Origin of the sequence: Burkholderia arboris, assembly GCF_902499125.1 — a bacterium.
Classification (GTDB): domain Bacteria; phylum Pseudomonadota; class Gammaproteobacteria; order Burkholderiales; family Burkholderiaceae; genus Burkholderia; species Burkholderia arboris.
The window spans coordinates 12,373-24,202 of the sequence record NZ_CABVPX010000028.1 but is presented as its reverse complement, the minus strand read 5'-3'; the positions used below and the strand labels follow the sequence as shown (position 1 = coordinate 24,202).

13 protein-coding genes are annotated in these 11,830 nt (G+C 66.1%); 5 read left to right on the top strand and 8 right to left on the bottom strand.

Translation table 11 applies throughout. The features are described 5' to 3' along the window. Window positions 1–12 precede the first annotated feature (12 nt). Complete coding sequence (murQ, locus tag BLA15945_RS27960; RefSeq protein WP_059241780.1) at window positions 13–909, bottom strand: N-acetylmuramic acid 6-phosphate etherase; 897 nt, start codon at window positions 907–909, stop codon at window positions 13–15. Window positions 910–1,203: 294 nt separating this feature from the next. Between murQ and BLA15945_RS27955 the strand changes: the two genes are divergently transcribed. From BLA15945_RS27955 to BLA15945_RS27945, 3 genes are all read left to right on the top strand, one after another. Further along, window positions 1,204–2,766: a PTS transporter subunit EIIC gene (locus BLA15945_RS27955; protein WP_320205753.1), complete on the top strand. Its 1,563-nt coding sequence runs from the start codon at window positions 1,204–1,206 to the stop codon at window positions 2,764–2,766. Between the two features lie 97 nt (window positions 2,767–2,863). After that, a complete protein-coding gene (locus tag BLA15945_RS27950) occupies window positions 2,864–3,967 on the top strand; it encodes a porin (RefSeq protein ID WP_059241784.1) in 1,104 nt (367 codons plus the stop codon). Between the two features lie 73 nt (window positions 3,968–4,040). Next, window positions 4,041–4,919, top strand: a complete 879-nt coding sequence (locus tag BLA15945_RS27945) for a hypothetical protein (RefSeq protein WP_174993885.1) — start codon at window positions 4,041–4,043, stop codon at window positions 4,917–4,919. 21 nt (window positions 4,920–4,940) lie between these two features. Here the strand turns inward: BLA15945_RS27945 and BLA15945_RS27940 are convergent, their stop codons facing one another. The 4 genes from BLA15945_RS27940 to BLA15945_RS27925 form a co-directional block, all read right to left on the bottom strand. After that, window positions 4,941–5,192, bottom strand: coding sequence for a YkvA family protein (locus BLA15945_RS27940; protein ID WP_059241788.1), 252 nt, complete (start codon window positions 5,190–5,192; stop codon window positions 4,941–4,943). 236 nt (window positions 5,193–5,428) lie between these two features. After that, window positions 5,429–6,199 carry a hypothetical protein gene (locus BLA15945_RS27935; protein WP_226196792.1) on the bottom strand — a complete coding sequence of 257 codons (771 nt, stop codon included), beginning with the start codon at window positions 6,197–6,199 and terminating at the stop codon, window positions 5,429–5,431. A 50-nt stretch (window positions 6,200–6,249) separates the two neighbouring features. Continuing rightward, window positions 6,250–7,071, bottom strand: coding sequence for a DUF2491 family protein (locus BLA15945_RS27930; RefSeq protein ID WP_059241792.1), 822 nt, complete (start codon window positions 7,069–7,071; stop codon window positions 6,250–6,252). Between the two features lie 12 nt (window positions 7,072–7,083). Next, window positions 7,084–7,413, bottom strand: coding sequence for a hypothetical protein (locus BLA15945_RS27925; RefSeq protein ID WP_174993884.1), 330 nt, complete (start codon window positions 7,411–7,413; stop codon window positions 7,084–7,086). A gap of 19 nt (window positions 7,414–7,432) precedes the next feature. On the opposite strand from BLA15945_RS27925, the gene BLA15945_RS27920 reads away from it, so the two are divergent. Together BLA15945_RS27920 and BLA15945_RS37895 are read left to right on the top strand one after the other, a co-directional pair. Continuing rightward, on the top strand, window positions 7,433–7,774 hold the full coding sequence (locus BLA15945_RS27920) for a hypothetical protein (protein ID WP_155627348.1): 342 nt from the start codon (window positions 7,433–7,435) through the stop codon (window positions 7,772–7,774). A gap of 969 nt (window positions 7,775–8,743) precedes the next feature. Beyond that, a complete protein-coding gene (locus BLA15945_RS37895; protein WP_265095827.1) occupies window positions 8,744–8,896 on the top strand; it encodes an ATP-dependent Clp protease proteolytic subunit in 153 nt (50 codons plus the stop codon). A 329-nt stretch (window positions 8,897–9,225) separates the two neighbouring features. On the opposite strand, the gene BLA15945_RS27910 is transcribed toward BLA15945_RS37895, so the two are convergent. From BLA15945_RS27910 to BLA15945_RS27900, 3 genes are all read right to left on the bottom strand, one after another. After that, the gene (locus BLA15945_RS27910) at window positions 9,226–10,044 is read right to left on the bottom strand and encodes an aspartyl/asparaginyl beta-hydroxylase domain-containing protein (protein ID WP_081052122.1); all 819 of its coding nucleotides are present in this window, start codon (window positions 10,042–10,044) and stop codon (window positions 9,226–9,228) included. Window positions 10,045–10,139: 95 nt separating this feature from the next. Continuing rightward, the gene (locus BLA15945_RS27905) at window positions 10,140–11,387 is read right to left on the bottom strand and encodes an MFS transporter (RefSeq protein ID WP_059241800.1); all 1,248 of its coding nucleotides are present in this window, start codon (window positions 11,385–11,387) and stop codon (window positions 10,140–10,142) included. Continuing rightward, window positions 11,384–11,827, bottom strand: a complete 444-nt coding sequence (locus BLA15945_RS27900; RefSeq protein ID WP_174993883.1) for a GNAT family N-acetyltransferase — start codon at window positions 11,825–11,827, stop codon at window positions 11,384–11,386. The genes BLA15945_RS27905 and BLA15945_RS27900 overlap by 4 nt, the downstream gene beginning before the upstream one ends. Between the last annotated feature and the right edge of the window lie 3 nt (window positions 11,828–11,830).

Below are 11,830 nucleotides of genomic sequence, written 5' to 3'. Positions count from 1 at the left end.
CGATGCACGGCATCAGGACGGCTTGCGCGACTGCAGCGCATGATGAATCGATCCGCCGTGCTCGACGGACAGCGCCTCGGCTTCGCCGCAGCTCAACCCGGCCAGCAGCATCAGGATCGCGATCCGCGGGCGGTTGCCCGCTTCGGTGAGCGTTCGCGCCGCGACCTCCGGCGAGACGCCGGCGGCCTGCGCGACGATCGATTGCGCGCGGAGTTGCAGCTTGTGATTGTGCACCTGCAGGTCGACCATCAGATTGCCATAGGTCTTGCCGAGCGCAACCATCGACAGCGTCGAGAGCATGTTACAGACCATCTTCTGCACGGTCCCGGCCTTCAGGCGTGTCGACCCGGCCAGGATCTCGGGGCCGCAGTCCACTTCGATCGCGACCTCGGCAACCGCGCCGACCTCGCTCCCGCTGTTGCAGGCCACCGATACGGTCGGACAGCCGATCTGGCGTGCATGACGAAGCGCACCGATCACATAGGGCGTGCGACCGCTCGCGGTCAGTCCGACGACCACGTCCTCGCGCCGCAGGTCGATGCCTTCCAGATCCGCCCGCCCTCTTTCGGCGGAATCCTCGATGCCCTCGGACACCCCGACGAAACCGCCCGCGACGATGCCCACGACTTCCCGCGGCGACATGCTGAAGGTCGGCTGGCACTCCAGCGCGTCGAGATAGCCGATCCGCCCACTGTTGCCCGCCCCGATGTACACGAGCCGCCCGCCCGCGCGGAGCGCCTGCGCGACCATCCGCACGCCCGCCGCGATGGACGGCAACGCACGCGCCACGCATGGCGCGATGAACGCATCCTCGCGATTCATCAACGCCACGCCTTCCTCGATACTCAGTTGGTCGAGGTTGGCGCTGAAGACGTTCGGCTGCTCGGTGATCAAACGGTCCAGCGGCATGGTTGCGCTCCACAGGTTGGGTGACGGATGGCCTTGATCATAATTGGTATGGCATTGGTTGTAAATCGTCGATTCAGCGACAGCCATCTCCCGGAAACCGTCGACGTCGGCTCGGCTCACCCCATAATGCCACTAAACTACTGATAATAAATATATTAAAGGCGCTCGACACGATCCCGCCCCTGTTATCTCCAGGACGGAAAAGCTATCCATTCAACCTCTGGACAGCTTCTCAAAAACTACCTATTGCCAACCAATATATGAATTGGTACGTTCCAATATATCGACGGTTCAATGTATCCGCCCCCCCGGACCGGGGCGGTTCGGTATTCGACAGGAGCAAGCATGGCGGCAGAGACGGCAGAACGGTTCAGGGCACTGGCCCACGCGATTCTCGATGCGATCGGCGGCGCACGGAACGTGCGAAATCACACGCATTGCATGACGCGATTGCGCGTCAACCTCGCCGATCCCGTGCTCGCCGATCCGGCCGCGCTGCGGCAACTGCCCGGCGTGCTGGGCGTGGTGACCGGCGATCCGCTGCAGGTCGTGATCGGCCCGGGCGCGGTCAAACAGGTCTGGGGCGCGTTCGCGCAGGCATTGAGCGAACACGAGGCAAGCGGCACGCGCCCGCAAGACGACGCCCCCGCCGCGAAGCCGGCTGCGCCCGCCCGGCGCGGCAATCACGCCGTGCGCGGATTCCTGCGCCGCATCGCCGCGATCTTCACACCGCTGATTCCCGCGCTGGTCGGCGCGGGGCTGATCAACGCGCTGGGTGGCCTGCTGCTGCTCTGGGCCCGGCACTCGCCGCCCGACAGCGCAAGCGACCTGACTTTCCTCGCCACCGTCGCGTCGACGATCGGCACCGCGTTCTTCGCGTTCCTGGTCATCCAGGTCGGCATGAATGCGGCGCGCGAATTCGACGGCACGCCGAGCCTCGGCGGCGCGGCCGCGAGCGTGATGATCGTGCCGGCGCTGACCAAGCTCCCCGCGTTCACGCTGCCGCTGCTCGGCGAGATCGCGCTGCGGCCTGGCCAGGGCGGACTGATGGGCGCGCTGCTGGCCGGCGTGCTGGTCGCGCTGGTCGAGCGCAAGCTGCGCACGCGGGTCCCGCCGGCCATCGAGACGCTGGTGACGCCGACGGTGTCGCTGCTCGTCGCGGGCGTCGCGACGCTGTTCGTGTTGATGCCGGTGGCCGACGTGCTGACGAACGGCGTCAGCAAGCTCACCACGCTGCTGTTGAATGTCGGCGGCATGCCGGCCGCGTTCATCCTCGCCGCATCGTTCGTGGGCCTGCTGATGTTCGGCCTGCATCAGGCGCTGATCCCGATTCATGCGCAACTCATCGCGCAGTACGGCTTCACCGCGTTGTTCCCGATTCTCGCGATGTCCGGCTGCGGGCAAGCCGGCGCCGCCTTCGCACTCTATTTCCGCGTCAAGGATGCGGGCCTGAAACAGCGGATCCGCGACACGCTGCCGACCTGCATGCTGGGCGTATCCGAGCCGCTGCTTTACAGCGTCACGCTGCCGCTCGGGCGCCCGCTCGTCACGTCGTCGATCGGCGGCGGCATCGGCGCGCTCGTGCTCGGGTACTTCGCCAGTCACGGCGATTTTGTCGGCGCGACCACGATCGGCCCGGCCAACCTGATGCTGATTCCGCTCGTCACCGGGCCGATGGGGCTGGGCAGCAGCGTCGCGGTCTACTGCCTCGCAACGGCGACAGCCTATGCATCGGCTTTCGTGCTCACGTGGTTCTTCGGGCTGACGCAGGATCAGCGGCGACAGTTCATCCGGCCCGCCCCGCAGCGCGCCGAACCGCTCGCCGACGGGCCGCTGCCGGTACGGCAGCCGCACTGAGCGCGCCGCGCGGCATCGAGACAAGGCGGTCGCACCGGAGTCGGTCGTCTCTTTATCGCCCCATTCAATATGGATAGCTAAATACATGAAAAGCGGAATGGCTTTCGCGCTTGCATGCTTCGTAACGACCTTCGCACATGCGCAATCGAACGTCCTGCTATGGGGGCGCCTGGGCGGCGACGTCCAGTACACGAGCGGCGTGCAGACGCCGCTCGGGGCCGCGTCGCGCTGGTCGCAAGGCAGCGACTGGGGCGTCAACATCATCGGCCTGAAGGGCACGGAAGATCTGGGGAACGGCAATCACGCGCTGTTCTGGCTCGAGTCGGCGTTCACGCCGACCGGTTCGCTGGTCGCCGGGCTGATCTTCCAGCGCGCGGCCTGGGTCGGGTTGAAGAACGACACCTTCGGCACGATCCGCTTCGGCCAGGGGCCCATGCTCAACAATTACGTGTGGGAATACGACCCGCTGCTCGAAGAGAATTTCGGCGCCCAGTCGTTCGTCGCCTACCGGAACGGCTCCCGCCTCTCCAACGGCATCCGCTACCTGTCGCCCGACCTGCACGGCTTCTCGTTCGACGCCGAGCTGAACCTGGGCAACAGCCCGACGAGCTTCAATGCGGGCGATCCGGCCAACGCGGGCAAGGCCGGGCGCGCGGACGGCTTCAGCGGCGCCTACACGCACGGCGACTTCCAGGTGCGGGTGGTGTGGGACGAGATCCGCAACGCGCAGGGTATCGAGAACAACCTGTTCAGCTACTCGCGCGAGCTGTTCGTCGGCGTGCGCGACCGGTTCGGCCCGTTTCGCGTGCAGGCCGCCTACACGCACTACTCCGCGCCCGACACGCCGGCAGGACTGTCCGATCGCGCCGACCTCTGGTGGGCCGGCCTCACATATGACGTGAACCCGTTTTTCCATCTGCAGGGCGCGGCCTACACGATGAAGGTCGGCCCCGGCAAGTGGACCGCCGATCACGACGGCGAGTCGCGCGTGACGATGGTCGGCGTCGGCTGCATGTACGACCTGTCGAAGCGGACCTTCCTGTACAGCATGGCCGCGCACGTGTTCAACAGCGCCAACGCCAATTTCGGCGTCAATCCACAAAGCCCGGGGCTCGGGCCGATGAACGCCGGCTGGGGCACGAACCCCGCGCCGGGCCATGGACAAACCGGCGTTTATGCCGGCATCGAGACGGTGTTCTAGCCGGCGTGGCCGGTCGGCGCAGTCCCTGCGCATCGCGCCACGTTCTTCCACCTCGCCAACCTGGAGTCGAACCATGCATTCCCGATCCATCCGCCCGCGCTCGTTGGTCGCAGCCGGCGTCGGCACGGCAGCACTGATCGCGCTTGCGGTCACCCATCCACGCGACGTCGATGCCGCATCGTCGTTTACCGTGCTGGACAACACCGCCTATGCCGATGTCTCGCTCGGACACGGCGCGGTCAAGACCAACTTCATCCCGGCCCGTTACTGCCAGCCGCTCACGTACGATGCATCGACGGGCAAGGTGAAGCTGCCGTCGCAGAGCGACTGGGAGGCACTGGTCAACACGTACGATCCGACGCCGGCCGACTCGGCCGGCTATCTCGTGCTCGACTGCGAAAAGCTGTACCTGACCGGCAGCACGGCGACGATTGCCAACCGGTTCGCGATCCTCAACCAACTCCAGCAATGGACCCAGGCGATTCGCCCCAATCGCGTACTCGGGTGGTACGGGCTCGCGAATGCGGCCAACATCAGCACGGTGGATTCAGCCAGTGCCTATCGCGACATCGCGCAATTGATGGATCTCAACAACGGCCGGACCGCGTATTTCCCGAGCGAATACGTGAAGGCCAACGGGACATCGCCGTATACGGGCGCGGCATGGGCCCCGCAGCTCAACGCCGACCTCGCCACCACCGGGACGATCGATCGCCAGAGCAGCACGGGCACGCATCCGGTGTTTCCGTACGTCTGGCCGCAGTACTACGACCAGAACACGACCTTGATTCCCGCGTCGACCTGGCAAAGCATGCTGAACACGATCCGAAGCACCAGCGCGGCCGGCCTGATCATCTGGGGCGGCCAGAATCCTGCTGTCGAATACGATGCGAACAATGACGGGAACGGGCCGTGGGTTGCGGTCACGCAGGCGTTTCTGGACAGCCTCTGAGCGACGCGTGAGCGTGTCGGGCTACCGTACGGCCGCGCTACGGAGCGAAACGGGCAGCCCGAGGACGATCAGGTGCAGGACGATCGGCACCAGGACGGCATCGTCGACGAGACCGAGCAGCGGTATCGCGATATTGAACGGCTCAAGCGCATAGACGGCGACGAGCCCGAGCACGGGAATCAGCCAACCCGGACGATCAGGGTGGCTCAGGGCGGTCCAAAGGACGCGCAGGTCGCGTCGGGCGGTTTTCCAGAGCAGGAGCAAGCGTCTCATTTGGCGATTCTCCGGTGAGGACAATCGAGCATAGCAGCTTGCCGATTCCCGTGCCGCCCGACCTCGACGCCGGCCATGACTCGACTTTGCAGGTTCGCCGGCCGATGCACGCCTGCGCGACGTCACCGGACTGCGCGCGACGGCTTCCGGAAGCGCGGCATCCGGGCACGCCGTACCGCCACCGCCTTGGCACCGCCGAGCCGCGCGCCGTCATCGCCGGCGCGCGGCCTCGTCGATTACGACTGCGAGAGCCTGCGCAAGCGCTCGACCGCCGACTCCGAACCCGCGGCCGCTCCGCCTGCCGCGATGCGACGCGCTTCTTCGACCGCCGCCTGTTGATCGAGCGGTTTCTGCCCGATGGCCGCCACCGTTTGCGCGGCATCCGCGGCGACGCGCGCCTGGGAGGCCGCCGCCTGCAACGCGCCGAGCCCGGTCGACGCGCCACCGGTGCCCGCACGCAGCCGGCTCAGTTCATCCTGCTGTTGCTGCATCAACTGCGCCCGCTCGCGGTCGGCCTGTGCCTGCGCGAGGTCGGCCATCGCCGCACGCGCTTTCGCGTCGAACTCGTTCACCTGGGTTTCGACGGTCGTCAGAATTTCCTGCAGCGTATCGACGAGTTGCTGGGCGCCGTCCGCTTCGGCCTGACGCCGCGGCAGATCCTGCTTGCGACGCTCGAGATCGTTGGTGAACTGCGTCAGGGTCAGCTCGTTGATCTCCTGCTTTTCGAACTTGTCGATCAGCACGACCGCCGCCTTCATGTCGCCGTCGATGCTCGCCTTCAGATCCGCGGCCGCCTTCTGCGCAGCGCCGTTCTTCTGCCTGGCCTCGGCCAGCTTGACCGCCACTTCGTGCAGCTTCGCCTGAAGGTTGTCGCGGTCGACTTGCGTCGCCGTTTCCGGATCGAATGCGGCGATCTGCTGCGCGAGGCGGTCGCCTACGGTACCAACGTGTTTCGCGAGAAGCGACGAAACGAGTTTCCAGCCAGACATGGTGTGCTCCTTGGTCAATCTTGAGTTGCGGGTTGCGGGTTGCGAACGGATCGAGGCGGCTTCGCGCCTCAGAAAACCTTGACGCGCAGCGGATCGATGGCAAGACCGGCGAAATAGTCGACCCAGACGGCCTCGTCCGGACGCCCGTCCATCGTCTCGACATGCTCGAAATCGATCCACAGGCGCTCGATCGGGCCACTTTCCTGCGCCGGGCCGGCCGGCAGGCGCCGCACGTATTGCATGAACGAATGCGTCTTCTCGACGCCCTTCTGGCCGACGCCGTCGTCCAGCCGGCGCTCCCTGGCCGTCCACGGCCGGACGTAGTCGCCGCCCGGCGCATCGCGCTCGAAGCCGATCGCGTCGTTGCCGCCGAGCAGCGCATCGACGCGTGCCGGCTGCGTGGCGAGGTGTGCGATCTGGGCAAGCTCGTCGCGATCCATGTCGTAGCGGTCCTGCCCGAGGCCGTAGCCGTGGCCGCGGAAGGCGTCCTGTTCCTCGGCCGTCAGCGGATATTCGCGATACAGGAACTGGTAGTACGCGGTTTCGCGCACATCCCGGGGATCGTCGTTGCCGGTCATGACCTGAAGGAACGCACCCTGCCCGTTCCTGTCCGTGCCCGTATCCGTGTACAGCCGGAAGATCGACAGATCCGCATCGGCGTCGACATGCAGGCGGCTGACCGCGACGATCGGCATCTGCACAGCCGGCGGCACAACCAGCAGCGACCCTTCGAGCAGCGCGAAATCGGCCAGCACCAGCTCGATCATGCCGCCGATACGCGCGCCGAACGGCAGCCCGGTGTCGACCCGCTCCGGTTGATCGACCTGCGCGCGCGCAAGATCGTCGAGGCGCTTTCCGCCGATACGGCGAGCGAGTTCAAGAATTCCCATGTGCGTCGTTTCTCAGAGGCGGTAGTTGGTGTGGGACATGTAGCGTGCCTTCCGCTCCAACCACGCGCGGCGCGCACGTCTGAACAGCGCGACGACAAGCCACACGGCGAGAAAAAGGCCGCCCAACACCACGACTGCACCCAGCCACACGTTCTTGCGTTCCTTTGCCGGCGGCTTCGCCGCCTGGGCATGCTGGACATCGGATGTGGCGACCTCGGCATCCGGCGTCGCATCGTCGTCGGGCACGTGCCGATACACCGACGCATTGCCCGAATCTGACGCGCGCCTCTCCGGCTGCTGCACGACGACCGTTTCGCGCGGCGCGCTGCTGCGCCCGAGCATATAGCCGAGCAGGAGCCCGTTGCTGCCATTGGATGGCTGTGCCGCGACCGGCGGTGGCGGTGCGCTGTACGACGGCGGCGGCGGCGCGTCGTTTCGCGCCCCGTACGAATGCGGATTGCTGGACGTGCCGTGGTCGGGCGAGTTGCTGTTGCTGGCGTTGCTGCCATCACTGCCGCTGTGCGACGACTCGCTCGAATTCAGCGTCGCAGCCGCGTCACGGCTCGACTGGGCGGCATACAGCGCCCCACCCAGCGCAGTCGCGGCAATGACCTTCTTCGAGCCCGAACTGCTGAACCCCGACTTCCCGGACGTGCCGGACCCATCGGACGGACTGGCCGACGAACGGGCCGGTGCGTCATAAGCGGAAGCGCTCTTGTAGTTCGACGCACTGTATGAGCTGCTGGAGCCGGGGGTCGCACTGTAAGAGGAACGGCTGGAGCTTGAGCCGGGACTCGAACTGTAAGTCGAGCGACTGGAGCTTGAGCCGGGACTCGAACTGTAATCGGAGCGGCTGGAGCTTGAGCTGGGACTCGAACTGTAAGTCGAGCGACTGGAGCTCGAGCTGGGACTCGAACTGTAATCGGAGCGACTGGAGCTTGAGCTGGGACTCGAACTGTAAGTCGAGCGACTGGAGCTCGAGCCGGGACTCGAACTGTAATCGGAGCGGCTGGAGCTGGAGCTGGGACTCGAACTGTAAGTCGAGCGACTGGAGCTCGAGCCGGGACTCGAACTGTAATCGGAGCGGCTGGAACTTGAGCTAGGACTCGAACTGTAAGTCGAGCGGCTGGAGCTCGACCCGTAACTGGAACTGTAAGAGGAGCGGCTGGAGTTGGAGCTGGAGCTGGAGCCGTAACTCGAACCGTAGGAGGACCGGCTGGAACTCGAGCTGGAACTGGAACTGGAACTGTACGACGAACGGCTGGACCCGGAGCTCGATCCGGACGACGAGCGGCTCGAGCTGAAACCGGAACTCTTGGCAAAGGCGATCGGCGCCGGGCATCCCGTAGCGAGCGCGAAAGCGACCAGTGTCGCAGCGACCTGGAGGCGTGTGGCCTTCATGTTGTTGACGTCCTTGTGGTTCAAAATTGAGTCTGCTCGGGCCAGTCGCCGGTCTCTCAGTTGCCATTCCGGCCCGTTGTCATGCGCGGGTTTTCGTACCGCCCCGGCGCCATCCGGTTGCGCATGCCGTGCGATACGCGAGCCGAGCCCCCTTTCGCCGCGCCTACAATCCTAACAAGTCTGAAGGAAGCTTGCGCGACCATTTGACCCCGAATGCATCATTCCGGCGGATTATTTCCCTGGACGATCCGTTTTATCGAACCCGGAGGCATTGCCTTCGGATGGGGCTGGCTGGCTGGCAAGCGCAGGCGCGTTGATTGAAGCGGCAGCCAGGAAGGAAGATCGCCGAACGTTGGCCAAGACCCGCTTTCTGCTGCATCGGCCGCCGGCCGCGTCACGCAGCGCGGCTGGCGACCCGGGATAGTTGCCGCGATGAAATCGTCAGGATGCGCGACAGGCCGAATCGCCTCTTCGTCGGGCGACGGACCAATCCATGGAAACGATGACGCCGGATACCGCGTGGGATTTCCGGCTGAGCGCGGAAGGGGTGGCGAAATACAGGCCGGCAATCAAAATCGTGTCGTCCGAACCGGAAATCGACAAACGCATCGCGAATCGCTGACGGCGCCGCAACGGGCGCATTTCCGATTGTTCACGAATGGCGCGTCCGTCGAAAACCAGGCGCGGCGGCCCGGCCGGACCGCTATCGGTCGATGATCGAAAGGCGACCGCCGCCGGCCGCCCTTCCCCGCGTTACGCCGCGGCCGCTTCCGCCCAGGGCGGCCGGAAATCCAGCCCGAGATGCTGGCTGATCGCCGCGTCGAGCCGCTCGACCGCGTCCCGCTCGATACGCGTGATTCCCGGATGCCAGATATCGACCAGCAGGCAAACCCGCGGCTCGTCGCTGTCGTTCCAGCTCTCATGCTCGAACGTGTCGTCGAATATGATCGCGCGGCGGTCCGGCCACTCGCGGGTCTCGTCGCCGACGCGCAGCCGCGAGCCCTGCGGCACGATCAGCGGAAGCTGGCAGGTCAGCTTGAGATTCGTCGTGTCCGAATGCGGCGGAATCCGCGTACCGCCCTGGATCACCGAAAAGATGAAGGCGCCGCTCGGGCTGAGGAAATCCTGCACCTGCCGCATCAGCGCCGCGGTGCGCGGGCAGCGGCGGCAATTCTCCTCGACCTCGGGCTCGCCCTTGCGCCGGAAATAGAACGACCCCCAGTCGTTGCGCCGGATCGACTCGAACCGTCCCGCCACCTGCTCTTCGTACGGCAGCAGCATCGGCGTGGTCACCTGCGCGAGAAACTCCTCGCGCAGCACGTCGACCGACGCCTCGATCGTCGACGTGAACGCCTCGAGCTCCGGATAATCGGACGCCTCGTACCACGGCTTCCCGTCCAGCCCCGGGAAATAGAACAGCAACGGCCGCTGATGTTTCGGCAACTCGGGCAGCGGAACCCGCCCCGTGTTGATGTTGACGAACTCGATCACGCGTTCGAGCTCCGCTATCCCGTACTGCGACACGAGCGCATCCAGCGTCTCGTGAATCGCGTTGTGCATCTCCTGTTTCAAAGTCGCTCTCCTTGGCTATCGTGGGGTGACAAAACGAAAAAGATTGCCGCTACCGCATGACGCATCGCACCTGAATCGAACCGGCGCGCCCGGCCCTACACGCGCGCCGTCGCCTTCGCCTCTTCCACCGGGCCGGCAGCCCAGCCGCCGATCGACGCGCCGTACCCGGACGCCGCCGCGACCAGCACGCCGACGCCGCACCACACCGCCTGCACGCCCCACTGGCTGACCAGGTAGCCGAGCAGGATCGACGCGATCATGCTGCCGAGCTGGAACACCAGCGAAAAGAACGAGACGGCGCGCGATCGCAACGCATCGGGCGTCCGGTGATGCAGCACCGCGTTGACCACCGCGCCGGCAATGCCGAGGAACAGCGCGACCCCGCTCAGCACGACGCCGAATGCGACCACGTGGTTCGCCCAAAGCGTCAGCACGAGGCTCACGGAAAGCCCGGCGAACGGCAGCGTCACGGCGAGCGCCGGCCGTGCGGCGCAATGCTTCATCACGCGATACGACGCCCAGCCGCCCGCGCCCTTCACGACCAGCATCAGCGTGAGGAACAGGCCGAACGCCCAGGTCGCGCCATGCGTCGGCACGAGCGTCTTCAACACCACCGGCCAGTAGCTCTCCAGCACCGACACGACGCCGCCGAGCAGCATGCAGAGCAGGATCAGCGGCCGCACCGCGCCGCCGTGCCACGCAAACCGGACCAGTTCGCGAAGATCGTCGAGCATCCTGCCGGCCGGCGCCGCCTCGTGCGGCGCCTGCTCGGCCTCGGCGAAAAACCACGACGTCAGGCCCAGCAGCACGATGAACAGACCGCACGCGAGCGCCAGGCCGATCTTGTACGGGTTGTCGAACAGGCGGCTGCCGATCAGGTCCGGGAGCACGCCGCCGACCAGCGACATGCTCGCCAGCCCGAGCGCGGAGGCCAGCTCCGCGCGGCCGAGAAAATACGGAATCCGCTTCGTCTCGCCGTGCTCGCGCAGCAGGCCGACGTACCACGCGTCGACGGTGCCGGAACTCATCGCACGCGCGACGCCGAAGCTCGCCGCGGCGAGGTACAGCATCGGCTTCTGGCTGAAACACAGCATCAGCGCGCAGCCGACGCTGTTCATCAGCAGCGAGATGCGATAGGTCCGGATGCGGCCCACGCGGTCGGCCATCGCACCGAACGGCAGTTCCAGCGCAATGGTCGACAGGCTGAACAGCGCCGCGTAAAGCCCGATCTCGAACAGCGTGAAATGGTTGTGCAGCAGGAACAGCGTGACGACCGGCAGCACGAGGCCGAAGGTGCCCCACAACGCCGCCTGCTGCAGGCAGTACCGCAGGTGGACGGTCATCGGCCGTCCTTGCCGCCGGACTCGAGCAGCAGGTACTCGCCGTCTTCCGCGCTGCCGGCGCCGATCTCGACGAAGCCGCACGCGGCATAGAACGCCAGCGCCGGCGCGTTGGCGCGCAGGCACTTGAGCCGGTAGCGCGTGGCCGGCCAGCCCGGCAGCGCGCGCAGCAGCGCCCGGCCGACGCCGCTGCGGTGGCGCGGCCGGTACACGTGCAGGTGATGGATGAAATGGTCGGGCTCCCAGACCGACACGAAGCCGGCAAGCCGCCCGCCGTCGTCCTCGGCGATCCTCAGCCGCTCGCCCTCCGTCTGGACCTCGAAGTCGGCCAGCTGGAACGCACCCGCCGGCTGCCACACGAAAGTCTCGCGGCGCGAGTGCAGGAACAGTTCGCGCAGGGCCGGCATATCGGCGGCCACCGCGTCACGTACGATGATCGTCATGAT